The sequence below is a fragment of the Bombilactobacillus sp. ESL1202 genome (assembly GCF_058107125.1).
The window spans coordinates 430516-454713 of record NZ_CM176590.1 but is presented as its reverse complement, the minus strand read 5'-3'; the positions used below and the strand labels follow the sequence as shown (position 1 = coordinate 454713).

At 33.3% G+C, this 24198-nt stretch carries 22 protein-coding genes, 2 tRNA genes, 1 pseudogene, 2 CRISPR repeat arrays and 1 other annotated feature (1 of these 28 only partly in view); of the genes and pseudogenes, 23 read left to right on the top strand and 2 right to left on the bottom strand.

All coding sequences use genetic code 11. The features are described from left to right. Positions 1–95: a binding site (T-box leader), on the top strand; it begins 123 nt to the left of the window's first position. Positions 96–133: 38 nt separating this feature from the next. The 9 genes from leuS (at position 134) to AC3B7A_RS02120 (ending at position 9283) form a co-directional block, all read left to right on the top strand. Continuing rightward, the gene (gene leuS / locus AC3B7A_RS02160; RefSeq protein WP_489756110.1) at positions 134–2554 is read left to right on the top strand and encodes a leucine--tRNA ligase; all 2421 of its coding nucleotides are present in this window, start codon (positions 134–136) and stop codon (positions 2552–2554) included. A 30-nt stretch (positions 2555–2584) separates the two neighbouring features. After that, positions 2585–4249, top strand: coding sequence for a putative polysaccharide biosynthesis protein (locus AC3B7A_RS02155; protein WP_489756109.1), 1665 nt, complete (start codon positions 2585–2587; stop codon positions 4247–4249). A gap of 178 nt (positions 4250–4427) precedes the next feature. Beyond that, positions 4428–4889 (top strand): hypothetical protein, encoded by a 462-nt coding sequence (locus AC3B7A_RS02150; RefSeq protein WP_489756108.1) that lies wholly within the window; start codon positions 4428–4430, stop codon positions 4887–4889. A 5-nt stretch (positions 4890–4894) separates the two neighbouring features. Continuing rightward, the gene (locus AC3B7A_RS02145) at positions 4895–5623 is read left to right on the top strand and encodes a GntR family transcriptional regulator (protein WP_489756107.1); all 729 of its coding nucleotides are present in this window, start codon (positions 4895–4897) and stop codon (positions 5621–5623) included. Between the two features lie 109 nt (positions 5624–5732). After that, positions 5733–6158, top strand: coding sequence for a PTS sugar transporter subunit IIA (locus AC3B7A_RS02140; RefSeq protein ID WP_489756106.1), 426 nt, complete (start codon positions 5733–5735; stop codon positions 6156–6158). Between the two features lie 14 nt (positions 6159–6172). Continuing rightward, positions 6173–6643, top strand: a complete 471-nt coding sequence (locus AC3B7A_RS02135; RefSeq protein ID WP_489756105.1) for a PTS sugar transporter subunit IIB — start codon at positions 6173–6175, stop codon at positions 6641–6643. Positions 6644–6659: 16 nt separating this feature from the next. Further along, positions 6660–7442, top strand: a complete 783-nt coding sequence (locus AC3B7A_RS02130; protein WP_489756104.1) for a PTS mannose/fructose/sorbose/N-acetylgalactosamine transporter subunit IIC — start codon at positions 6660–6662, stop codon at positions 7440–7442. After that, a complete protein-coding gene (locus tag AC3B7A_RS02125) occupies positions 7432–8259 on the top strand; it encodes a PTS system mannose/fructose/sorbose family transporter subunit IID (protein ID WP_489756103.1) in 828 nt (275 codons plus the stop codon). The genes AC3B7A_RS02130 and AC3B7A_RS02125 overlap by 11 nt, the downstream gene beginning before the upstream one ends. A 22-nt stretch (positions 8260–8281) precedes the next feature. Beyond that, positions 8282–9283 (top strand): SIS domain-containing protein, encoded by a 1002-nt coding sequence (locus tag AC3B7A_RS02120; protein ID WP_489756102.1) that lies wholly within the window; start codon positions 8282–8284, stop codon positions 9281–9283. Positions 9284–9484: 201 nt separating this feature from the next. Then, positions 9485–9916: a CRISPR direct-repeat array (repeat unit 36 nt; unit sequence GTTTTTGTACCCTTAAAGATTTAGCAATGGAAAAAC). A gap of 189 nt (positions 9917–10105) precedes the next feature. On the opposite strand, the gene AC3B7A_RS02115 is transcribed toward AC3B7A_RS02120, so the two are convergent. Next, a tRNA-Leu gene (locus AC3B7A_RS02115) sits at positions 10106–10189 on the bottom strand. Between the two features lie 59 nt (positions 10190–10248). Between AC3B7A_RS02115 and AC3B7A_RS02110 the strand changes: the two genes are divergently transcribed. After that, positions 10249–11100 carry an NAD(P)H-hydrate dehydratase gene (locus AC3B7A_RS02110; protein WP_489756101.1) on the top strand — a complete coding sequence of 284 codons (852 nt, stop codon included), beginning with the start codon at positions 10249–10251 and terminating at the stop codon, positions 11098–11100. A 37-nt stretch (positions 11101–11137) separates the two neighbouring features. On the opposite strand, the gene AC3B7A_RS02105 is transcribed toward AC3B7A_RS02110, so the two are convergent. Then, positions 11138–11208: transfer RNA gene (locus AC3B7A_RS02105), tRNA-Gly, on the bottom strand. Between the two features lie 82 nt (positions 11209–11290). Between AC3B7A_RS02105 and AC3B7A_RS02100 the strand changes: the two genes are divergently transcribed. The 13 genes and pseudogenes from AC3B7A_RS02100 to AC3B7A_RS02040 all read left to right on the top strand — a co-directional run bounded on the left by AC3B7A_RS02100 (position 11291) and on the right by AC3B7A_RS02040 (position 23935). Next, positions 11291–12136, top strand: a complete 846-nt coding sequence (locus AC3B7A_RS02100; RefSeq protein WP_489756100.1) for a YitT family protein — start codon at positions 11291–11293, stop codon at positions 12134–12136. A gap of 152 nt (positions 12137–12288) precedes the next feature. Then, positions 12289–15654 carry a type II CRISPR RNA-guided endonuclease Cas9 gene (gene cas9, locus AC3B7A_RS02095; RefSeq protein WP_489756099.1) on the top strand — a complete coding sequence of 1122 codons (3366 nt, stop codon included), beginning with the start codon at positions 12289–12291 and terminating at the stop codon, positions 15652–15654. A gap of 245 nt (positions 15655–15899) precedes the next feature. Continuing rightward, on the top strand, positions 15900–16811 hold the full coding sequence (gene cas1 / locus AC3B7A_RS02090; RefSeq protein WP_489756098.1) for a type II CRISPR-associated endonuclease Cas1: 912 nt from the start codon (positions 15900–15902) through the stop codon (positions 16809–16811). Positions 16812–16853: 42 nt separating this feature from the next. Then, a pseudogene (locus AC3B7A_RS02085) lies at positions 16854–17235 on the top strand (IS607 family transposase); the annotation flags it as partial. After that, positions 17216–17998, top strand: a complete 783-nt coding sequence (locus AC3B7A_RS02080) for an RNA-guided endonuclease InsQ/TnpB family protein (RefSeq protein ID WP_489756097.1) — start codon at positions 17216–17218, stop codon at positions 17996–17998. The pseudogene AC3B7A_RS02085 and the gene AC3B7A_RS02080, both read left to right, overlap by 20 nt. A 6-nt stretch (positions 17999–18004) precedes the next feature. Next, complete coding sequence (locus AC3B7A_RS02075) at positions 18005–18373, top strand: zinc ribbon domain-containing protein (RefSeq protein ID WP_489756524.1); 369 nt, start codon at positions 18005–18007, stop codon at positions 18371–18373. A gap of 192 nt (positions 18374–18565) precedes the next feature. Next, the gene (cas2, locus tag AC3B7A_RS02070; protein WP_489756523.1) at positions 18566–18874 is read left to right on the top strand and encodes a CRISPR-associated endonuclease Cas2; all 309 of its coding nucleotides are present in this window, start codon (positions 18566–18568) and stop codon (positions 18872–18874) included. Further along, positions 18871–19896: a P-loop NTPase family protein gene (locus AC3B7A_RS02065; protein WP_489756096.1), complete on the top strand. Its 1026-nt coding sequence runs from the start codon at positions 18871–18873 to the stop codon at positions 19894–19896. Before cas2 ends, AC3B7A_RS02065 begins: the two co-directional genes overlap by 4 nt. A gap of 16 nt (positions 19897–19912) precedes the next feature. Further along, positions 19913–21137: a CRISPR direct-repeat array (repeat unit 36 nt; unit sequence GTTTTTGTACCCTTAAAGATTTAGCAATAGAAAAAC). A gap of 103 nt (positions 21138–21240) precedes the next feature. Then, positions 21241–21606, top strand: coding sequence for a type II toxin-antitoxin system RelE/ParE family toxin (locus AC3B7A_RS02060; protein WP_489756095.1), 366 nt, complete (start codon positions 21241–21243; stop codon positions 21604–21606). Continuing rightward, entirely contained in the window at positions 21596–21862 is a 267-nt protein-coding gene (locus AC3B7A_RS02055; protein WP_489756522.1) for a helix-turn-helix domain-containing protein, read from the top strand. The genes AC3B7A_RS02060 and AC3B7A_RS02055 overlap by 11 nt, the downstream gene beginning before the upstream one ends. A gap of 194 nt (positions 21863–22056) precedes the next feature. Then, entirely contained in the window at positions 22057–22317 is a 261-nt protein-coding gene (locus tag AC3B7A_RS02050; protein ID WP_489756094.1) for a SemiSWEET family transporter, read from the top strand. A gap of 51 nt (positions 22318–22368) precedes the next feature. Next, positions 22369–23712 (top strand): hypothetical protein, encoded by a 1344-nt coding sequence (locus AC3B7A_RS02045; RefSeq protein ID WP_489756093.1) that lies wholly within the window; start codon positions 22369–22371, stop codon positions 23710–23712. A gap of 100 nt (positions 23713–23812) precedes the next feature. Continuing rightward, on the top strand, positions 23813–23935 hold the full coding sequence (locus tag AC3B7A_RS02040; RefSeq protein ID WP_489756092.1) for a hypothetical protein: 123 nt from the start codon (positions 23813–23815) through the stop codon (positions 23933–23935). The last annotated feature ends 263 nt before the right edge of the window (positions 23936–24198 follow it).

Sequence of the window (24198 nt, the reverse complement as noted above, 5' to 3'; positions counted from 1 at the left end):
GTTTTCACGGGGTATCGTTAATTACTAGAGGGTTATACACTTGTAAACAAGTATATAAAACTTAGGTGGTACCGCGGGTAAACTTCGTCCTATTGCGTTTTTGCAATAGGACTTTTTTTATAGGAGGAAAATTATGGGTTATAATCATAATGTTATTGAAAAAAAGTGGCAAAAGTATTGGGCTCAAAATCAAACTTTTAAAACAACTGAAGATCCCCAGAAAAAGAATTTCTATGCTTTAGATATGTTTCCTTATCCATCGGGCAAGGGCTTACATGTCGGCCATCCCGAAGGCTATACGGCGACTGATATTATAGCGCGCATGAAACGGATGCAAGGTTACAATGTTTTACATCCAATGGGGTGGGATGCCTTTGGTTTACCCGCAGAACAATATGCGATTAAAACGGGTCATAATCCCAAGGAGTTTACGCAACAAAATATTGATACTTTTAAACGCCAGATTAATTCCTTAGGTTTTTCCTACGATTGGGAGCGCGAGATTAATACGACCGATCCTAATTACTATAAATGGACACAATGGATCTTTGAACAATTATATAAAAAAGGTTTAGCATACGAAGCAAAAATTCCAGTTAATTGGAGTCCAGATTTGGGAACTGTGGTTGCCAATGAAGAAATTGTTAATGGTAAAACTGAACGTGGCGGCTTTCCGGTTTATCGGAAGCCGATGCGACAATGGATGTTGAGAATTACAGCTTATGCTGATCGTTTGTTGGAAGATTTAGACTTGATTGATTGGCCTGAAAGTATTAAAGAAATGCAGCGCAATTGGATTGGCCGCTCAGTGGGAGCTGAAGTTACTTTCCAAATTTCAGATCATAATCAGACCTTTAAGGTTTTCACTACCCGTCCGGATACATTATTTGGTGCAACTTATGTAGTGATGGCTCCTGAAAATGAATTAGTTGACGAGATTACTACTCCACAGCAAAAAGACCAAGTACAAAAGTATCAGGCAGCAACTGCTAAAAAGAGTGATTTAGATCGAACCGATTTAAATACTGATAAAACAGGGGCCTTTACTGGCGCTTATGCAATTAATCCAGTTAACGGTGATCGACTACCCATTTGGATCTCTGACTATGTGTTGGCTAGTTACGGCACCGGAGCGATTATGGCAGTTCCTGCTCATGATGACCGAGATTTTGAATTTGCCAAGACGTTTGACTTACCAATTAAAGCGGTGATTGCTGGTGGTAATGTTGCTGAAAAAGCTTATACAGGTGATGGTGAGCATATTAATTCGGAATTTTTGAACGGCTTAAATAAACAGCAAGCGATTGATAAAATTTTAGCTTGGTTACAAGAAAAGCAAGTCGGTCAAAAAAAAGTTAACTATCGTTTACGGGATTGGGTCTTTTCACGACAACGCTATTGGGGTGAACCGATTCCGGTTATTCATTGGGAAGATGGGACTACGAGCTTAGTACCAGAAGACCAATTACCGCTACGCTTACCAGTAGAACACGATATTAAGCCATCAGGAACAGTTGAAAGTCCACTGGCTAATTTGACTGATTGGGTTAACGTGGTAGATGAAAATGGGCGCAAAGGACGTCGGGAAACTAATACGATGCCGCAATGGGCAGGTAGTTCTTGGTACTTCTTACGTTACGTTGATCCGCATAATGACCAAGCAATAGCTGATTATGAAAAATTAAAACGCTGGTTACCTGTTGATTTATATGTTGGTGGCGCTGAACACGCTGTTTTACACTTATTATATGCTCGCTTTTGGCATAAATTTTTGTATGATTTAGGTGTTGTACCTACTCCAGAACCATTCCAAAAATTGTTTAATCAAGGAATGATTTTAGGTAATAATCACGAAAAAATGTCAAAATCGAAAGGTAATGTCATTAATCCGGATGATGTTGTTTCTGAGTATGGTGCCGACACTTTACGATTATATGAAATGTTCATGGGACCATTAGATGCCTCAATTTCCTGGAGTGAAGAAGGGTTAGCGGGCTCTTATCGTTTCTTAGAACGGGTTTGGCGATTATATGTCAATGAAGATGATGATAATACATTTCGGACTGATTTTGTGACAGATCAACCTAATGCTAATCTGAAAAAGGTTTACAGCGAAACAGTTAAACAAGTGAGTGATCGCTATGAAAAATTACAGTTTAATACTGCAATTTCACAAATGATGACTTTTGTTAATGCAGTTCAAAAACAAGATCATTTTCCAAGAGAATATGCAGAAGGGTTAATTAAAATGTTGGCTCCAATTGTACCGCATATTGCTGAAGAAATTTGGCAAAAATTGGGTCATGATGAATCTATCACTTACGCCCAATGGCCAACTTATAATGAAGCTGATTTAGTTAGTGATCAAGTAGAAGTTATTTTACAGGTCAATGGTAAATTGCGAAATAAAATTACAGTTCCTGCTAATACTTCTAAAGCTGAGCTTGAGCGACTAGCATTAGCTAATGAACGTGTTCAATCATTTATTGCTGATAAGAAAATTGTTAAAACCATTGTGGTACCTCAAAAAATTGTGAATTTTGTGGTAAAATAACAATTCATCAATTTTAGAGAGGATCATTTGATGGAGCAAAATGTCGAAGAGAATACAGTAGCGACAGCTAGTGCAAATGGCAAAAACAGTTTGATTAAAGGTTCCGCTTGGATGACGGCAGGTAGTATCTTTTCGCGAATCTTAGGTGCTATTTATATTATTCCGTGGAACATGTGGTTTGGTTCAGTCGTAACAGCGACGCTAGCTAATGCACTTTTTGCTAAGGGCTATAATATTTATAGCCTGTTTTTAATTATTTCAACTGCTGGTATTCCGGGGGCAATTTCTAAACAAATTGCCCATTATAATGCTTTAGAGGAATATTCTGCTGGTAATCAGTTGTTTCGCCAAGGTTTAAAAATTATGACTTGGATGGGGATTATCAGTGCTGCACTGATGTATTTTGGCGCACCATTATTAACAATTTGGTTTGCTGATGGTAATCAAAATGCGATCCCAGTTTTAAAAGCTTTAGCCATTGCTCTGTTAATCATTCCCTTATTGAGTTTGATGCGCGGATATTTTCAGGGATATTCCCAAATGGCGCCTTCAGCTATTTCACAATTGATTGAACAAGTAGCCCGCGTGATTTATATGCTGGCAGCCACTTATTTAATTATGAAAGTCCAAAAGGGTAGTTATGTTAGTGCTGTGACGCAATCAACTTTCGCAGCTTGTATTGGGGCAGTTTTTGGCTTAGGTATCTTAGTGATATATTTTTTGAAGCAGTTACCACATTTACGCCAATTATCAAGACAGAGTAGAGACCAAATAGATATTAGTAATAAAAACTTTTTTACCGAAATAGTACGCCAAGCGATTCCTTTTATTATTTTGGATTCAGGCATTATCTTATTTCAATTGTTTGATCAATCGACATTTAATGTGATGATGGCTTCATTTCAACATTTTAGTAAAGATGCTTTGAATTCAATGTATGCTCTTTTTGCCTTTAATGCCAATAAGTTAATTATGATTGTGGTTTCTTTATCAACGGCGATGGCTGTGACTGCTGTGCCATTATTATCAGCAGCTTATTCTCGGAAAAAACATTCAGAAATTCAAGAGCAAATTGCCAATATTCTCCAATTGTTTTTCTTGGTAATGCTCCCGGCAGCCTTGGGAATGTATGCCGTGGCTAAACCATTGTATATTCTGTTTTACCAATATGATCAATTAGGAATTTATTTATTACAGTGTAGTTGTGTGGTGGCCGTCTTTTTGGGATTGTTTACTGTGTTATCAGCTATTTTGCAAGGACTATATCAAAATAAAATTGCTATTAAATATTTTTTGATAGGATTCATTGTAAAGATGATATTACAATACCCATGCATCTTGATCTTTAGTAGTTTTGGACCATTGATGGCTACAACATTAGGAATGGCTGTTACTTGTTGGCTCATGATACATTTCTTATGTGTCAAGTTTCAATTTAAGTTACAGTCAACTTTAAATCGAACCTTTGGCATTTTTATGTTAACTGTAGTAATGTTAATTGTTATTGCAGTGGTTAATTTCTTAGCCTATCATTTTATAGCTAATAACGGTCGCTTCTGGGCTATTATTTTATTAATTTTAGAGGTGGCTTTAGGTGTAGTGGTTTATGGATATTTAATTTTAAAAACCCGCCTGGCTGAAAAGATTTTAGGTTCTAAAGTTGAAGTTTTACGCAGAAAATTTCATATAGTTTAATTGAATCATTGATTGGCGAAAGTAGTTTACTACTTTCGCTATTTTTGTTTGTTAATCCTAATTTTTCAAAAGTTGTCTTTGGTGTTAATCTAGGCTTATAGGTTCAAACAGCTGAAGCCATTACTTGCATTTTTATTGATTTTAGAACTTAATTTAGTTAAAAATATTTGGGGATATTATGGAAATAATTAATTTAAAGAAGTATGCAACACCATATCAGAAACAAAAATTTCATCCGCAATTGGTTACTGAACAAGAATTAACAGGATCAGGTTTTTATAATTCAATTTTTGCTCAAGATGTTCAGCAATTAAGAAAAAGAGTCTTTATTCTGACTAAAAGACAAGATAAAATTGCTTTGATTAATTCTTTAATTCCGTGTTTGTTTTTAAAAGAAATTAATTGTCATCAGCAACAAGATTTGGAAAAGGCGATAGATATTAAATATCAGGTAAATCAAGTTGATCAAGATATCATGTTAACTTGGGCCAACCAACAAGAACGACAATTATTAAAACAACGACAAGAACGTGTACAAGTTTTAGTTCGAAATTCAATTTTTCGGGATAAACGAGGAAAAATTATTCGCTCTGAAGAAGAAGTATTATTGCCTGATCAAGTTATATTTCAAAAGGAGTAAGTAGTTTGAAAAAGTATTTATATATTGAAGCTAAGGAAAAGATTCTTAACTTAATTTCTAGTGGCTTTTTTCAATTTAATGAGCGAATTTGGGACGAGCGAACATTTGTTAAAAAATTGGGTTATAGTCGGACGACAATTAAAAATGCCATCAATTCATTAGTAGCAGATAATATTTTGGAAAAACGCCGCGGGGATGGGACTTATTTAGTGGAAATGGCCGTTAATAATTTTGTGGGAATTGGTGATGATTCGCCTAATTCTTTTACGCAAATTATGAGAATTAATAAAAAGGTTACTGCTAGTCATGTCTGGTCTTTTAAGGCAATCTATCATTGCCAGCCGTTGAAAAATATTTTTCAAGATCAGTATGAAGATTTTTATGAATTAATTCGAACGCGGATGGTGGGACAGCAAGTCATAGCCGTTCAAAAGTCATATATTCCGTTTCGCGAGTTTGAAGATGCTCATCGCTATGATTTTAGCAAATTATCATTGTATGATTACATGGATTTTAGAAATAAAAAACCAGTTGTGTTTCAGACTTTATTAAAGGCACAATCACTATGTAAAGATTCTTTTGTGGCAGAGCAATTAAATTTGATTGAAGAGCAATACTTATTATTTTTTGAGTATAAAGGATTTACCAAAAAACAAAAATTAGTTGAGTATACGCAATCTTGGTACAATCCTAATTTTATTAGTTATAAAAGTACAATTATAATTGGTTCTTAAATTGGTTTTGAAAAAGAGACTATTTTGGTTAATGGTCTCTTTTTATATTGCCTAGACTTTAAAAGAGCCTTAAATTTAATTGTGGAGTTTGACAAGGGAGGTGAAAATAATGGAGGTAGTCTTAGCTAGTCATTCAACTTTATCTCAAGGTATGTATCAAACAACGTCTTTGATTATGGGACAGCAAACAAAATTGCATTATGTGACAGCTTATGTGAATGATGAAATTAGTTTTAAAGACCAATTAGAACAAACTATTGCATCTATCAAAAATGAACAACTTATTTTTGTCACTGATGTCTTAGGGGGATCTGTTAACAACGAATTGATTAAGTTAGTTGCCGACCATCATAATTATTTTTTGGTTGCTGGAATGAATTTACCGTTCGTTTTGGAATTGGTTAATTATGTTAATAGTGTTACCACGCCAACGCAATTAGAAGTAACTCAAGAACTACAGTCATTAATTGAAATCGGTCAAAAAGGCTTACAATTAGTTGATTTGTCCGACCAAATGGTTGATGAAGATTTTTAAGGGAGAAAAATAAAATGATTGTTATGACTCGAATTGATTACCGTTTATTACATGGTCAAGTGGCTTTTGCTTGGACCAATAATTTATCGGCCAATGCAATTTTGATTGCTAATGATGATGTAGCACAAAATACTTTTCGCAAGAAGGCCTTGCAGTTGGCCAAACCGGCGAATGCTAAACTGATTTTTAAATCCATTGAAGATTCTGCTAAAGCAATTAATAGCGGCGTAACTGATAAGTATAAGGTGTTTATTGTTGTAGAGACAATTGCTGATGCATATCGATTAGCCAATTTGACACCGACAATTAAATTAATTGATTTAGGATTAGCAGATAAAAAAGAACATAGTAAAAATATTGCTAAATCGGTTTATGTTACTCCAACAGAAATTGATCAGTTAACCGAATTAGAAAATCAAGGGGTAGAAGTTTTAGTTAAGCAGGCACCTAATGATCCCGATACAAAATTCTCGTCTTTAATCTAAATAAAGGAGTATGACAATGATATTACAAGTAATTGGAATTTTTATTATTTCTTTTATTGCTAATATGCAAGATTTTTTAGGCTCGTCTTTTATTGGCCGACCAATTGTAACCGGTTTTTTAGTTGGCGTTTTATTTGGTGATATTAAACAAGGATTGCTGATGGGGGCTACCTTAGAATTGGCATTTATGGGGCTGATGGGAATTGGGACAACAGTTCCGCCTGATGAAATTATTGGTGGCATTTTAGCAACGGCTTTGGCTTTAAAAAATGGCTATGGGGTTAGTGTTGCTTTAACCTTAGTTTTACCGATCGCAACGTTAGGTTTGTTAGTTAAAAATTTGTTATACGTAGTGATTTTTCCAGCGATGACTCATAAGGCTGATAAATTAAGTGATGCCGGTAAAATTAAAGCCGCCAGTCGCATGCATTTATGGGCCGCGTTTACGCGAATTATCATGATGACGTTAGTGACTACGATTTCTTTTGCTTTAGGTAGTGGATTAGTTAAATCCTTCGTCCAAATTATTCCTCAAGCTTTAATTGATGGCATTACCATTACAACAGAAATATTACCAGCAGTTGGTTTTGCGATGCTGATCAATATGTCTTTTTCCAAAAATGTGGCTCCTTTCTTTTTCATGGGTTTTGTTTGTGCCGCTTATTTAAAATTAGATATGGTAGCAGCATCAATTATTGGTGCAATTTTAGCTGGAATTATGTACTTAATTATGAGTGAAATTCATAAAAATTCGGGAACGACAGCAACCACACAGGAGGTGCAAGAAGATGACTTCTGATTCACAACACACAAAAAAATTAACTAAAAAAGATTTACGGGGCATTTTCTGGCGTAGTATGCCAATGGAAGCTTCATTTAACTATGAACGCATGATGAGTATGGGCTTTGCTTATACGATGGCAGGAATTGTTGATAAATTATATGATCGAGTTGAAGATAAGACAACGGCTTTAAAGCGACACTTGGAATTCTTTAATTGTACTTCCGCAACTTCACCATTTATTGCCGGTGTGTTAGCTTCGATGGAAGAAAAAAAGGCCAATGATTCCGAATTTGATGCGAGTGCTATCAATGCTATGAAAACCGGATTGATGGGACCACTATCTGGGATTGGTGATTCTGTTTTTTGGGGTAGTTTAAGAATTATTGCTAGCGGAATTGGAATTTCTTTGGCGCAAAAAGGCAGCGTTTTAGGTCCTTTATTGTTCATTTTAATTTACAATATTCCGAATATTTTAGTCCGCTATTATGGCACAATGTGGGGCTATCAATTAGGTAGTGCTTTTGTTGATAAAATGGCCGGTGGTTTAATGAATATGATTACTTATGCCATTAATATTTTGGGTAATACTGTGATTGGAGCGATGGTGGCTTCAATGGTGGTCATTAAAATTCCTGTAGCCATTAGTACTGGCAAACACCCGGAAACGATTCAATCAATCTTAAATTCGATTATGCCAGATCTGATGCCTTTATTAGTCACATTTTTTATTGCCTGGTTGTTAAAAAAGAAACATGTCAAGATGATGTGGATTTTATTAGCGATTTTAGTAATTAGTGTCGCTGGTGCTTTTTTAGGATTTTTGAAACCATAATTTAAAATTAGGAGAGTTAAAAATGTATTTTGATAAACAAGCTTTTACTGCTAATTACGCAGCAGCCGTTGATGAATTGGAGCATGTTAGTGCTGTAGCCAACAAATTAAAAAATAAATCAGTGGATAAAATGATTTTTACTGGTTGTGGTGGCACTTATACTAAATTTGTTGATTTACGGCCAATAATGTTCAAGCAATTGAAAGTACCATTTTTGATTGTTAGTCCAGAAGAATTAGTGTCTGAATATTTATCAATAATTGATGAACAAACTGTAATTATTGCGGGTAGCAAAACGGGTGCAACTCATGAATTAATTCAAGCACTAACTAAAATTCGTTCTGATAAAAATTGCACTATTATTAGTTTTATTGGTGATGATGATAGTCCTTTAGAAAAAGCTGATTTAATTGATGAGCGGTTAAAGTCCATTGATACTGACGCTAATTTAATTGAACTAGGTTGGTTAATTTTAAGCTTGTCTGGCAAAATTACTGCTACCAACGCTACGAAATTGCAAAATCAATTAGCAAATTTGGATACTAATTTAGTTCAAGGAATTGAAACGTTAATGCCTCAAGCTTTAGATAAAGTTAATAATACTGATTTGACGGCTCATCAGTTATGGGTAGGATCTGGTTTAATGTGGGGAGAAGTTTGTTGCTTTGCCAACTATCTCTTAGAAGAAATCCAACGGATTAAAGCTCAAGCCGTCCATTCTGGAGAGTTTTTCCACGGTCCCATGGAAATTGTTGATCATCAGCAAAATGTCAATGTAGTTATTAATAGTGGTGTTAACCGTGAAAATGATCTGAGAGTGGTTGATTTTGCTCATCAATTTACTGATGATTTGTTAACTGTTGATATGCAAGCCTTTAATTTGACTGAACTGGATCAATCAATGCGAGATTTTGTTGAACCATATGCTTTAAATCATTACTTTGATACTTTATTTAATATGTACTCGATTAAGACTGGACGCAGTGCTGAAACGCGTCGGTATTATCGATTGTTAAATTATTAGGATGATTTTTGAATAACTGAAATCGTTGAAATTTTTAATTCTAATCATTAATGACTATGATTTGAAAAAATTTCACGATTTTTTTAGTTTTAAATTTGATTTTCAACTAATATATTTGTAGAGTTAAATATTGGATAGCTCAATTGATTATCAAAAATTTCACATGTTTTGCAATTTAGATTTGATTTCCATTGATTTGAGGTTTTTGTACCCTTAAAGATTTAGCAATGGAAAAACTGAGTTTTCCAATATATTTATCTTTTGCAAGTTTTTGTACCCTTAAAGATTTAGCAATGGAAAAACATTTCCATATATATGGTTGTTATTGGATTCGTTTTTGTACCCTTAAAGATTTAGCAATGGAAAAACCTGAAAATCAAACTGGTCAGTCTGATAATGGTTTTTGTACCCTTAAAGATTTAGCAATGGAAAAACATACTTGCCCTTTAAACGGTCGCCATCTGTGTTTTTGTACCCTTAAAGATTTAGCAATGGAAAAACTCTGTAGGACCAGAAACATTCTTACTATCAGTTTTTGTACCCTTAAAGATTTAGCAATGGAAAAACTAGAATCTGTTGGGACGTTTATAGACGGGTGTTTTTGTACCCTTAAAGATTTAGCAATGGAATAATATGGAAAGCATGTTTAGCGCGATATTTAGTGAAAAATTTAATATCGAAAAAAGCTCCCATTAGGGAGCAATACATAATCTTTACTTCTATAACAAAACTGTTAGACTGATATTGAAAAATTAATTTGTGTTTTTGGTGAACATATAGTAAACAAATACTTATAAAACGTTGATATATCAACTGATTTTATGCCGTTGACAGGAGTCGAACCTGCACATGGAAATCCATACAGCGACCTGAACGCTGCGCGTCTGCCAATTCCGCCACAACGGCTTTACAAACAATAATTATAACAAATTTAGTCAATAAAGTAACTAGGGATCTGATAAAAAATGAAAAAAATAACAACTGATATTTTACAAAAGGTCATTAAAAGTCGACCAGTTAATTCTTACAAGGGAACATTTGGTAAAGTTTTATTGATTGCTGGTAGCCAACAATTTGGTGGAGCCGCACTAATGGCAACTTGTGCGGCTGTTTATTCAGGAGCTGGATTGGTTACTTTAGCAACCGATCCGGTTAATTTTACTAGTTTAAAAACAAATTTGCCGGAAGCAATGAGTTTAAAACTGGAAAATACTGATCAAATTTTGGATTTTATTACTAAAGTATCAGCTGTAGCTTTTGGACCGGGCTTAGAAGTTAATGATTTAACGGGTAATTTGTTAGTACAAGTTATTAAAGTTTTAACCAATCAACAAACGTTGATTTTGGATGCGAGCGCATTTGGTCTAATTAAAAAATATCAGATAGATTTAAAACGGATACAGGCTAATGTTGTTTTAACACCACATGTAGTAGAATGGCAAACAATTAGTCAATTAACCGTTCAGCAACAAAATCCGGCTAACAATCAATTGGTATTAGAACAATTGACTGCCAAAAATTCCGCTTTAATTTTAAAAGGCGCACCATCGCATATTTATTTTAGTGATACTAAAGAAGTTTTTGAAAATACTCTCGGTACTCCTGCTATGGCAACCGGAGGAATGGGTGATACTTTAACTGGTATTTTAACAGGATTTATTGCTCAATTTGGTTGGAGTCAAGCAACAATTTTGGCAGCGGTCTTTGCCCATAGTTATTTAGCGAAACAATTGGCGCAAGAGCGATATGTAGTTTTACCTACGCAATTAATTCAAGAATTACCCCGATTTATGAAATCGTGGGAACAAAAAAACTGAAATCATTATTGATTCCAGCTCTAATAACTATCAATTAAGCGGATGACGAGAATCGAACTCGCGACGCCAGCTTGGGAAGCTGAAGTTTTACCATTAAACTACATCCGCAAGACAAAAACAATTATACACCAATTTTAATTAAATTGAAGATTTTTTTGATATTTTTTTCTTTTTCAGGCATAATAAGATTATGATAACTATTAGAAAAAATAAATATCTCAAAAAAATTTCACGGATTCTAGGAGTTTTAATTGGTTTAGAATTAATTGCGATTAGTGTTTCAATGTTTTTTGACCCGCATAGAATTGCTGCTGGTGGTGCCACTGGGATAGCAATTTTGGTTAAAGAATTGTGGCAAATCCCGCTTTCAATAACACTTTTAATTTTTAATGTTTTTATGTGGATTTTGACGATGATTTTCTTAGATAAATTGACCGCAGTTAAAATTACTTTTGGTAGTTTAGTTTTGCCGATTTTTTTGGCTTTAACGCCCAATTTGATGATTATTAAAAATTCATTGTTGTCAGATATTATCGGTAGTATTGTGTTTGGTTTTGGTTTATCAATTATTTATCGTTTAGGTTCCTCAGCTGGTGGAACGACAGTGCCACCAATGATTTTAAATAAGTATTTTCGGATTCGTAATGCCAATAGCTTGTTTGTAATTGATGGTATTGTTTGTCTGGGAAATATAGTTGTGTCTGGCTTTGAACATTTTTTCTTAGCTATTTTATCGGTCGGTATTTCGACAATGGTCATGAATTATATTCAAACTGGTTTGGATAAGAAGTTGGTTGTCTATGTAATGAGTGAAACGCAACAAGAAGCTATTAAAATGAAATTGGAGCAAAAATTAGGTTTGGGTAGCACAATTTTTGATGTTCGTGGCGGTCATTCTAACCAGAAAAAAGAAATGTTAATGGTAGTTACGGACACTCAAAATTATGGAACTATCTTGGATTTGATTTTTGAATTGGATGATGAGGCATTTGTTTTAGCTGATAGTGTGGCTGAAGTTCACAATGGTAGTTTTTAATAAATAATTTTCTTATACTTTTTCAATAAAGATAATGAGCTGATTGGGAATAACAATTATTCTGCTCTTTTTTTGTATTATCTTAAATTATTTTAGTAAAAGATTAAGTTATTTGCTAAAATAACTTTATGAATAGGTGGGGAGGATAAGTTATGAGCTATACGATTAGTTTGGGTCTAGATATTGGTGTGTCATCTGTAGGCTATAGTGTACTGGATTATCGAACGGGTCATGTTTTAGAGTTAGGAGCACGCTTGTTTAATGCTAGCATTTCTGAAGAAAATGAAACTCGCCGTGATCACCGCCATAGTCGGCGCTTATTACGTCGCAATAAGCAAAGACGCATTGACGTAATGCATTTATTTGAGAAGTATAAATTAATTCCAAAGCATCAAAAAGATCAACCATACTATATTAATTTGCAACAAAATATTAATCCTTACGAATTACGAGTTAAGGGTTTAACGCAACAGTTATCAAAAGTTGATTTAGCTAATGCTTTATATCAGTTGGCTAAACGTCGCGGAATCAGTTTTTCATTAGAGGATTTAAAAAGTGAAAGTGACTATACCAAAAGTTTAGACATTAACGAAGCAGACCTTGAGCAATTAACGCCAGCACAGATTCAATTACAGCGCTTGCAAAAACTAGGACAAGTCCGCGCTCAAGTCCAGGATATTGAAAATAAACAAACACTGTTAAATGTTTTTCCGACCAGCGCTTTTGTTAAAGAAGCACAGACTATCATTGCCACACAACGAAAATTTTACCCAGAAATTATGACTACTGAATTTGAACAGCAGTATTGTGCAATATTACAACGTAAACGTGGCTATTATCAGGGACCAGGTAGTGAGAAGTCACGAACTGATTATGGTATTTATAAGACAGATGGTCGGACTTTAGATAATTTGTTTGAGGAACTAATTGGTCATGATAAATTTAATAACGAAGTAAGAGCTTCTGCGGCTTCTTATACAGCCCAATTATTTAACTTGTTGAATGATCTGAACAATTTAACCGTTACTAGTTACGAAGATGGTAAATTACCGGAAGCAGCCAAGTTAGAAATTATTGATCAATTAAGACACGTTAAAGGTAACCCTTCAATGATCAAATTGATTAAAAAAGTTGCGCACTGTGATGATGATGAAATTCGGGGTTATCGCACTGATGAGAAGGATAAACCAGAAATTCATTCTTTAGCTATTTATCGCAAGATGCGCAAAGCCTTTTTAAAACAAGATATTGAGATTAATAATTGGAGTATTGATTTTATTGATCGCTTAAGCGTTGTGATGACTTTAAACACTGAAAATGGTGAAATTCGTCGTCAATTACAAAAATTGCAACCTGAATTTTCTTTTTTAGATGATCAATTAATTCAAACTATTATTGATAATAAAGCAGCTTTTGAAATTAAAACTAATAATAAATGGCATCGTTTTTCCTTGAAAACAATGAATAAAATGATTCCTGATTTAAAAAAGCAACCCATTGAACAAATGACTTGGATTCATAAAAATTATCCTGGTGTTAAACTGGGGTGGGATTTTTCACAAAATAAAAATCTACCTTTTCGTCAAATTACAGAGGATATCTATAATCCAGTTGCGGCTAAATCTGTTCGTGAAGCTTTGAAAATTGTTAACGCAATTCGAAATAAGTACGGACATTTGAACTATATTGTGGTTGAAATGCCCCGTGATAAAAACGAAAAGGATATGAAAAAGTATCTTGATCAGTTAAAAAAAGAAAATAAAAAAATCAAAGATCAAGCGATGAAGGAATTTGTAATGGCTGTTGGTAGTAAACAAGCAGTTGATGATGGTTTGCAAAAACATGGTGGTAAATTGTACACGATGATTCGTTTATGGGATGAACAAGAGCGCCATAGCTTATATAGTGGTCAAGTCATTGATGCATACGAATTATTACACCATCCTGAAAAATTTGAAATTGATCATATTATTCCCCAGGCGGTATCTTTTGATGATAGTTTAAATAATAAGACATTATGTTTTAAATCAGAAAATCAGAAAAAGGGTAAACGCACGCCTTATGAATATTTGAATCAACAAAATTGGGCGAGACTGCAAGCACAGATCTTGAATAATAAGAAAATTTCTAAGGTTAAACGTGATAATTATTTATTTGACGGTAATTTAGCCGATATTGAAGTTCGTAAACGTTTCATTAGTCGCAATTTAGTTGATACTAGATATTCTTCACGAGTAGTTTTAAATAGTTTGAAAGAATTTTTCAAAGAAAAAGATGATTCAACAAAAGTGACGGTTATTCGGGGTAAATTCACTTCCAATATGCGTAAGCATTGGCGTTTAGATAAATCGCGTGATACTTATCATCATCATGCTGTGGATGCTACAATTATTGCTGCTACACCATTCTTGAAACTCTGGAAAAAGACTGGTGGAACTATTTTTCCTGTGAAAGTATCTGAGCAGACGATTGATATTAAAACTGGTGAAATTTTAGACGATAAAGATTTTAATCAGGGATTATTAGATTTAGCCGATATTAACCTAGTTGCTGAATTACGAGACATTGAACCGCGAGTGAAGTTTTCTCATCAAATTGATAAAAAAATGAATCGTAAAATCAGTAATGATACGCTTTATTCTGTTCGTAAAGGTCAGTTGGCAAATGATAAACAGCCCGCAGACTATGTGATTTCGAAAATTAAAAATATCTATGATGCTAAAGATTATGCTAAATTCAAAAAAAAATACGACAAAGATCCAACTCAATTTTTGATGGCTAAAATGGATCCGAAAAGTTTTTCCTTATTGGAAAAAGTCATGCAAGAATATCCTGATCAAATTGAAGAAGTTAATAAAGCTGGTAAAATCAAGCTCAAAAAAATTAGTCCATTTGAATTGTATCGTCAAGATCATGGCTATTTAAAAAAGTATTCCAAAAAGAATAATGGACCAATTATTAAGCAACTTAAGTATTATGATAAGAAAATGGGTTCAAAAGTTGAGATTACTCCTAAAAATGCTAAGAATAAAAAAGTTATTTTACAATCTTTAAAACCTTGGCGGACTGATGTTTATTTAGATGAGCAAACTGGTGAATATCAAATTATGGGAATCAAGCATTCAGATTTGTCAGAAATTCATGGCGTACGAGGAATTACTAGAAAAAAATATAATGAAATCAAAGAACGTGAACAAGTAAGTGATGAGGCCAAGTTTATATTTTCTTTGTATCGTAAAAACCGGATTAAAGTCCAAAATTTAAAAACGAAAGAGCAAGTTGAAATGCTATTTTGGTCGCGAACCGGGAACAATCCAAATTATGCTGAATTAAAACCACTAGATTCATATGAAAACTATTTGGAAAAAATTCCTATTTACGGTAGTGTTAAAGGTAAGCAAGTTATTAAAAATTTGGTACCAGCAAATTGTAAAATTTGGAAAGTTAATACTGATATTTTAGGCAATCCTTATTATATTGAACAAGAAGGATTGGAACCACAGAATATTCTTGATTAATTTTAAGATTGGTGTTAATATTATGGATGTAAGGGACGCCTTACTACACTTAAAGTTTTTCTATTGCTAAATCTTTAAGGATCTACAAAAATAAGGGTTAATCCCGAATTTATTGACCGTCTTTGACGGTCTTTTTTTGTACATAAAATTGTATTTTAATAATATTTATAGTTGCAATAATTGACTATAAATATTATTATGAGATTAATATTAATAAAAATTAATCAAAGAAGGAAGTGATATTGATGGGTTGGCGGATTGTTCACATAAAAGAAGGTGAATTATTAAAGCTTAGGTTAGACAATATTGAAATTATTAAATTATCCAAAAGGGTTTATATTCCACTGTCTGATATTAATATGATTATTTTGGAAGGCAATAGAACGACAATCACAACTAAACTCTTAGTGTCAATTAGTCATAATAATATTGGGCTAATTATTTGCGATGATAGGTATTTGCCAGTTGGTTTGTATCTGCCATATGGTCAATATCATCATTCTGCAAAACGAGTTATTGAACAAGCACAATGGACAAAGAGGCAAAAGGCAATTATGTGGAAACAAGTGATTGCACAAAAGATGCTGAATCAAGTTGAGTTTGCCCGATATAAGGGGGTTGAACAAGACCGTTTAGAAATAATGGAGCAATTAATTGAAGAATTGACCGATGGTGATTTAACAAATCGTGAAGGACATTTGGCCAAAGTTTATTTTGATTCACTTTTTGGGAATTCATTTACTCGCGATGCAGATGTTTTGGCAAACTATGCAATGAATTTTGGTTACGCTATTATTAGATCTGCCGTAGCTCGTTGTGTGGTAGCTGATGGCTTAAACTCCATGTTAGGAATTTTTCATCGTAATGAATATAATAGCTTTAATTTGGCTGATGATTTGATGGAACCTTTTCGTCCTTTAATGGATTATTGGATTGATCAACAAGTTTTAAATAGGGAAGATTATTTGAGTTATGAAGCGCGAATGAAATTAATTGATTTTATGAATCAAGATATGAAAATTGGTCATAAGAAAATGTCGATGGATCATGTTATACAAGAATTTGTTCAATCTTTTATTGCTGCTATTAATGGTAATGATCCGCAAGTATTATTGAAAATTAATTTACAAGATTTTATAGGAGAAAGTAACAGTTAAATAATCTATATACATTTATAGTAAAGAGTGTTATTTATGCCCCGAGTTTCTACTAGTAATCAAAAAGATAATTTGCATAATCAGGTAGCGTTTTTACAAAACTATGTAAATGCTAAAGGAATTGTTGTTGATGAGGTAATTACCGATATCGTTTCTGGCTTAAATTATCAACGCAAGAAATGGAATCAACCGTTAGACCAAGTGATGGATAAACAAATTAAGTCTATTTATATAGCATATCCAGATCGTTTTATTCGATTTGGTTTTGATTGGTTTAAGCGTTTTTGTAGTTACTAATAAGCAGCTCAGTTCTAAGCAAGAACAAACCGAGGATTTACTCAACATTATTCATGTCTTTTCTTGTCGGTCATCTGGTTTACGAAAGTATAAGAAGGGTCTAGTAAATGACAATAAAGACGCATAAGACACGATTATACCCAAATAGTCATATGAAGAAAGTAATTGATGAATCATGTGATTATAGTCGATATTGTTATAATAAAGGTCTAGCAGTGTGGAGTGATATGTATGATATGAGTAAGATTACAGACGATAAAAAGTTGAAACCAAGTTTTTATTCTGTAAAGAAGTATCTCTATAATGACAAGTCAGACTGGGAGTATAGTTATTCATCCAGAATATTACTGTTTGGTATGAAGAACTTAGATAAGGCATGGAGTAACTTCTTTCATCATATTAATAATAAGACTGGGAAACCGCGCTTTAAGTCGAAGCGTTCTGACAAGCAAAGTTTTACAACTGATCGCGCTAAGATTAAAGACAATAAATTAATCCTTGATAAGCCACGTGGTAAAGATCAAGCCACATGGTATCCAATTAAATTGGCAGAGACTTTAAGATTTGCGGGAGATGTTAAGCTGGTAACCGTCAGTAAAAAGGGCAACAAGTATTATGCTTCTATTACGTTAGATATCACGCAGGAATTGACTAAGCCTCAAAAGCAAGAGATATGTGGTGTAGATGTTAATATTAAACATTTTAATTACAATGATGGTGCAGTCTTAACATTACCTAATTCATTGATTAAGTTGTATTCGAAGATTAATTATTATCAACGTTCTTTGGCAAATAAGCGTAACAAGAACAAGCAGTATCGATATTCTCAGAGATATCAGAAGATGAAAGCCAAGCTTCAGAGGTGTTATGAGAAAGTCCAGAATCTTTAACATGATATTGTTCAAAAATTCACTACTAATTTGGTGCAAAAATATTCAGAAATTCATATCGAAGGCTTAAATGTTGCCGGTATGAAGATGAATAAGCATTTAAGTAAAAATATTCATCGGAGTATGTTTGGCTACTTCAAACAAACAATACAGTATAAATGTATTTGGAATCAACGTAAATTAGTTATGGTAGACTCCTTTTACCCCAGTACTCAAAGGTGTTCTGAGTGCGGATATATCAAGTCTAAAAATGATTATTGTGGGAAACAGACTCTGTGGGGAGATAGTATTCATCATAATCATCAAAAATATTATTGTTATAACTGTGGTGTTATCTTAGATAGAGATGAAAATGCAGTTCAAAACTTAATATAGTATAACTAAAAAGATCCCCCGTAGGGCTTTATACGGGTAACAAACGTAAGAGTTGGTCAATGTGATTACTCTCTTCATGAGAATATCGGAATACCGATGTTGACGACGTGATAAAAGTGTAGTGAATAAAATCTAATAATTATTTACAATTATATACACTTTAGAAAGCAGAATAAGGTGAAATATCAAAATATGCGTTTACTATGTATGTTTGATTTGCCAATGGAAACTACCAATGATAAGCGACAATATCGAATTTTTCGCAAAGAATTAATTCGCAGTGGTTTTACGATGTTACAATACTCAATTTATTATCGAACGCTACCTAATCGAGCAGCTAGTAAAAAATATGAGCATGCGATTAAAACTTTTTTGCCTAGTAGTGGTGAAGTTCGTCTATTAGCGGTTAGTGAAAAACAATTTGATGATATGAAAATTCTCGTCGGTAGCCGTAGTAACCAAGAAGCTTTAGTTGGTAGTAAAAAGTTGGTGCAAATATGAATTTAAAAATTGAATACTTTGATCAGCGATATATTGAGGCTGACTTGGATCAAATCTTATATTTTGTTGGTCCCAATCAAAAACTATTATGGCAAATTTTTCGTAGTTTTTATTACTATCAGCAAAAATTGGATATTACTGCAACTAATATTTATGGCGATAATGGGATTGAACTAATGATTGATGATAATTCTCTTTCCAAGAAACACAATCATTTTTATTTTCTTAACAGTCGTGAATCTATTTACCAACAGGTAGTATATCAAAAATCTTCGCTACTCTTCGATTACTTAAATCAGAAAGAAAATGAAATACCAGTAGCTCAACGTATTGAACAAATCAATAACGAAGTTTATCAATTGTCTTTTCTGTTGCAGGATTACGTTAATCAGTTTGCCGACAGTTTAATAGTTGATTTACAAGATATTAACTATCTTCAATTATTGAAACAAAATCTAGTATTAGGGTATCAAGAATCAGGACAAATGACACCCTTGGAATTAATGACCACGGATGATTTGGTAGATGAATATGTTAATTTGATTCAAATTACAGCTAAGCAAACGGCAGATGGTTTATGGTTAATTCTTTATAATTTACCAAGTTACTTGTCTAATAATAAAATCAATGAGCTATTAACTAATTTAAAGAAAATTGCGGTACAAATTAATTTGAAAATTATTTATATTTCTAATAACCTAACGGGAGTAACATTAGATACTGATGATATTTCAAAAATCATTCTGGTAAGTTCCCATTGTGAACAATTACCACCATTTGATGTGCTTCAAAGAACTTTAAGTAACCATTATCCTAATTCAATGAATTTAACGCAAGAACAAATTTTAAAATCATTAGAACGGTTGCTTCCACTAGTTGGTAGTTATCAAAAGGTAGCGTTACCACCAAAAGATATGATATTATTAAAGATAATAAATAAGTTGTTGAATTATGAGACTTCATTTGATTTCAAGAACTATTTATTAACCAGTGCAGAAACCTCGTTTTTGAAAAATGAATAATTTTTTTCATTTTGAGGTTTTTGTACCCTTAAAGATTTAGCAATAGAAAAACTAATTATCAGCAAAACAAGAATATAAATGCGTTTTTGTACCCTTAAAGATTTAGCAATAGAAAAACTAATCCACTAGTAAGATCTAATCGAAATAGGTTTTTGTACCCTTAAAGATTTAGCAATAGAAAAACTCGGACCATAGCCGTTAAGATAGTTAATAGGTTTTTGTACCCTTAAAGATTTAGCAATAGAAAAACAACTATTTGTAGAGTGCGATTTTTTCATATGTTTTTGTACCCTTAAAGATTTAGCAATAGAAAAACTGCCACCGGTGATTATGAAGCCAAAGTTGGGTTTTTGTACCCTTAAAGATTTAGCAATAGAAAAACAATTCAAGATAAAAATGATGCAGTCATTGAGTTTTTGTACCCTTAAAGATTTAGCAATAGAAAAACGATTTATATCCAATGGACATGGATCCTTCAGTTTTTGTACCCTTAAAGATTTAGCAATAGAAAAACCTCGCTTTGGTATCATTTGATGCTTAAGAAGTTTTTGTACCCTTAAAGATTTAGCAATAGAAAAACTGAGTGGGTTAGCGAGGATTACATGTCCTTGTTTTTGTACCCTTAAAGATTTAGCAATAGAAAAACCATTTCTGTATCCTTGCCGTTGGGTTTGTAGTTTTTGTACCCTTAAAGATTTAGCAATAGAAAAACCCCATCTGGGGCTACCTATAATTTAGTGGTGTTTTTGTACCCTTAAAGATTTAGCAATAGAAAAACAAACATTAAAGGAGGTGGGCGTTGATGCAAGTTTTTGTACCCTTAAAGATTTAGCAATAGAAAAACAATTTCCTTTTTTGCGAAATGAAGAAAACAGTTTTTGTACCCTTAAAGATTTAGCAATAGAAAAACTAAAAATGGTCAAAAATTGAGCGAACTTGAGTTTTTGTACCCTTAAAGATTTAGCAATAGAAAAACTTTATCATTTTATTACCTTACTTTTTAGTAGGTTTTTGTACCCTTAAAGATTTAGCAATAGAAAAACTGATAATATTAATACTATTTATATTCATAGGTTTTTGTACCCTTAAAGATTTAGCAATAGAAAAACTGATAATATTAATACTATTTATATTCATAGGTTTTTGTACCCTTAAAGATTTAGCAATAGAAAAACCTTTCGTTGAAAATAATAATCGTTACCTAGGTTTTTGTACCCTTAAAGATTTAGCAATAGAAAAGCCTCAAAATTTAATCCAATGTAGAAACATTTAATTCCAGAATTTACCTTTAATTAATAAATATTATATATAGTAAAATAAAAATATTAATGATATAATAAAAGTATGGAAAAACCAGTATTTGAGTCATATAGACGGCAAAATGGGCATGATGAATTTGAGGAATGGTTGAAAAATCTGCCTGTATCCGATCGTGCTAAAATTTTGCGAGTTATAACTGATACACAGGATCAAGGCTTACTAATTGCCCAACGTCTTAATTGGGTTAAAAAGATACAAGGTGAAAAAAATCTGTATGAAATCCGTAGTAAAGTATCTACCAATATTCAACGAGTATTATATTTTCACGTTCATGGATCTAGGTATGTAATTACTCATGGATTTACCAAAAAATCAGCTAAAACACCAAAATCAGAAATTAATCATGCAATATCTTTAAGAAGGGAATTTGAGTCTAACAATGAAAATTAACGATATCGTAAAAGAAGAATTAAAAGATCCAGAATTTGCAGAAGCTTATCGTTTGGAAAAAGAACGGTCTGCCAGTGCGATAGCTTTATATAAAGCTCGTGAAGCAGCAGGATTAACACAAGCTGATCTTGCTGAACGTGCTGGTGTACCACAACCAACCATAGCGCGTATAGAACGTGGTGATAATGTAACCTTTGATAAATTAGCTACAGTAGCGCATGCCATGGGTAAAAGACTAGTTATCAAGTTTGAATAGTATTAGATTTTTGTACCCTTAAAGATTTAGCAATACTAGGAAAAATACTACAAAAAATTCTTAAATATATTCAACTATAATTTTTAACTTATTTGCTAATTAGCGTTAACAGGACTATCATTAAATGGTCAAATTGTTTGAAATGAGTAGCAATTAATATAATTTAAAATTGCTAAACTTGAGGAGATGTAAATTTGAAATTTGACAAATTTATTACCATTTTAGGCTGGGTAGCATCAATCACAGCGATTATTATGTATGTGGCGTATATTCCACAAATTATGAATAATTTACACGGCGTGAAAGGTAGCCCAGTACAACCTTTAGCAACCGCTTTTAATACCTTATTGTGGGTTATTTATGCTTTGTGCAAAAAAGACCGCGATATTCCATTAGCGTTGTGCAATGGAGTGGGCGTTATTTTTGGTTTAATTACGTTTATTACGGCTTTATAAAAAAGTATTTATCATAATAATGTAATCGCATTCTTTTTGGGAGGAAAATCAATGGAAGCAATTAAGATTAGTGATCCAACTAATAAAATTAAGATTAACGTTCCAGTTACCTTTAATGTTAATCCAGCAGTTAAGGGAGATTTGTGGGTTGCTTATGATCAAAATCATCAAGTTGTTATTTGTCAACGATTAAAAAATAGTGATCCCAACAAATTTATCGCGATTATTTCTTTTGATCAAGGTGATGTAATTTTAACTTTTGATCATGAAGTGGCCGCAAAAGATGTTACTGGTATTAAGGAAATTGCTACAAAACAGGAAAAAGATGCTTATGTTCATTTGAATACAGGAGTCTTTGATTTAGAATTATGTCGTGGTAACGCTCAAGGTGAGGGCTCTTCAAAATGGGGTTTACGTCACTTTAAGTCTATTAAAGAAGACATGGATTTATTACCATCTGGAAATAATGCAATGGGTGGTTTTTATGGACCATTTTTCACACCAGATAATGGCTTAATTAATCCGGCTGAACATTTAATTGTTGATATTCAACCATTAGAAGATGGACCAATTTTGAAAAAGTATCGTTTATCAGGCCGCATCCCAGATGGTCTAAAGCCAGAATTATACGGCAAGCATTTTAGCTTAGATTGGTCATTTTATTATCAAGCACCATTTTTCTCTCGGACTTATCACGTAGATCATTTTCAAACAACGGTTAATCAGCGTTCGATTACGGACAAAATTACAGTTGGTGATGAATTTGAGAGTGGTATTGGTCATCAAGTCTTTGATCGCTTTATTTCTGATGCTGGTGTTTGGTATCGCGAAGGTGATCCTTACGCTAATGATCTAGCAAGTAAAGTACAGACTTTAATTAATGATGGGCAAGAACGTGGAGCAGCTTTTGAAAAGTTCCGTTCATTGTTAACCGGGGATATGGCTTCAGCGCATTGGGATTTATACTGGCGACTATTTTCTGTCTGGGAAAATGCTTTGGCTCGGGTAGAAGATGAACAACAGTTATCCGATGTTCGCGCCAAAGCTTTTGTTGAAGCAGAGACTAATCAACGTCCATGGAAGTATTCAGCTGAGCCAGTTGATGTCAGCAAAGTAGCCGATCAAACTATTTTTGCTGGTCCGGCTACGAAATCAGCGGAAATTAATACTAAAACTCATCAAGCAATGGTCTGGCAAACGGCTAATGCGTCTGGCGCTTTCCAAATTGTCCAACGTCCTAATTCTGGTTGGCAAAATTGGGGGACTAACGGGGAAAATGAATGTCCAGCTTTACCAGTCAATACCCTGATTCATACAGCTTATGGTGAATTTGAAAATAATTGGCATGAAGTAGCTGATAGTTTGGAAGCCTTAGCTCAAGTTGTGACTGAATAGCCGATAGGCAAAGTATTTGTAATTTATTCGTATTTTTTCCTTGACATGATTGGTAGATATAAGTAAAATATCTTCAATCATCTTCAAGGAGGTAATGAACATGAATAAATTACGTATTCAACTTGATACTGCTTCACAAACGTTCATTGCCGTTGATCCAAACAGAAATGTAAGTGGACAAGGCAAAACGATTCAAGAAGCAATTACACAGTTAAGTCGTTAAATTTTAAAAGCCCTTGGAACTACTAGTAAAATTATTGCTTGAAAATTGAATTTAAATCTTTTACAATAACCTTTGCAGAGAATTAAAGTATAATAAATTTGTTTCAGTGAGGTCTTGTTAGTGTGAATAGGCTACAAATAAATGCTGTCGTGTCTTTGTAACAAATAAATATTTTTAAGTGGATTACTAATCAATTAGAGTGGTACCGCGGGTTAACTCGTCTCTTTCATAAATTTATGGAAGAGATTTTTTTATACATGGAG

Excerpts from the sequence above, each read along its gene's own strand:
- AC3B7A_RS02140 (WP_489756106.1), top strand. The coding sequence starts at position 5,733 with ATGGAGGTAGTCTTAGCTAGTCATTCAACTTTATCTCAAGGTATGTAT.
- AC3B7A_RS02100 (WP_489756100.1), top strand. The coding sequence starts at position 11,291 with ATGATAACTATTAGAAAAAATAAATATCTCAAAAAAATTTCACGGATT.
- AC3B7A_RS02040 (WP_489756092.1), top strand. The coding sequence starts at position 23,813 with ATGAATAAATTACGTATTCAACTTGATACTGCTTCACAAACGTTCATT.
- cas2 (WP_489756523.1), top strand. The coding sequence starts at position 18,566 with ATGCGTTTACTATGTATGTTTGATTTGCCAATGGAAACTACCAATGAT.
- AC3B7A_RS02150 (WP_489756108.1), top strand. The coding sequence starts at position 4,428 with ATGGAAATAATTAATTTAAAGAAGTATGCAACACCATATCAGAAACAA.
- AC3B7A_RS02065 (WP_489756096.1), top strand. The coding sequence starts at position 18,871 with ATGAATTTAAAAATTGAATACTTTGATCAGCGATATATTGAGGCTGAC.
- leuS (WP_489756110.1), top strand. The coding sequence starts at position 134 with ATGGGTTATAATCATAATGTTATTGAAAAAAAGTGGCAAAAGTATTGG.
- AC3B7A_RS02135 (WP_489756105.1), top strand. The coding sequence starts at position 6,173 with ATGATTGTTATGACTCGAATTGATTACCGTTTATTACATGGTCAAGTG.
- AC3B7A_RS02110 (WP_489756101.1), top strand. The coding sequence starts at position 10,249 with ATGAAAAAAATAACAACTGATATTTTACAAAAGGTCATTAAAAGTCGA.
- AC3B7A_RS02080 (WP_489756097.1), top strand. The coding sequence starts at position 17,216 with ATGACAATAAAGACGCATAAGACACGATTATACCCAAATAGTCATATG.
- AC3B7A_RS02155 (WP_489756109.1), top strand. The coding sequence starts at position 2,585 with ATGGAGCAAAATGTCGAAGAGAATACAGTAGCGACAGCTAGTGCAAAT.
- AC3B7A_RS02130 (WP_489756104.1), top strand. The coding sequence starts at position 6,660 with ATGATATTACAAGTAATTGGAATTTTTATTATTTCTTTTATTGCTAAT.
- cas1 (WP_489756098.1), top strand. The coding sequence starts at position 15,900 with ATGGGTTGGCGGATTGTTCACATAAAAGAAGGTGAATTATTAAAGCTT.
- AC3B7A_RS02045 (WP_489756093.1), top strand. The coding sequence starts at position 22,369 with ATGGAAGCAATTAAGATTAGTGATCCAACTAATAAAATTAAGATTAAC.
- AC3B7A_RS02125 (WP_489756103.1), top strand. The coding sequence starts at position 7,432 with ATGACTTCTGATTCACAACACACAAAAAAATTAACTAAAAAAGATTTA.
- cas9 (WP_489756099.1), top strand. The coding sequence starts at position 12,289 with ATGAGCTATACGATTAGTTTGGGTCTAGATATTGGTGTGTCATCTGTA.
- AC3B7A_RS02055 (WP_489756522.1), top strand. The coding sequence starts at position 21,596 with ATGAAAATTAACGATATCGTAAAAGAAGAATTAAAAGATCCAGAATTT.
- AC3B7A_RS02120 (WP_489756102.1), top strand. The coding sequence starts at position 8,282 with ATGTATTTTGATAAACAAGCTTTTACTGCTAATTACGCAGCAGCCGTT.
- AC3B7A_RS02060 (WP_489756095.1), top strand. The coding sequence starts at position 21,241 with ATGGAAAAACCAGTATTTGAGTCATATAGACGGCAAAATGGGCATGAT.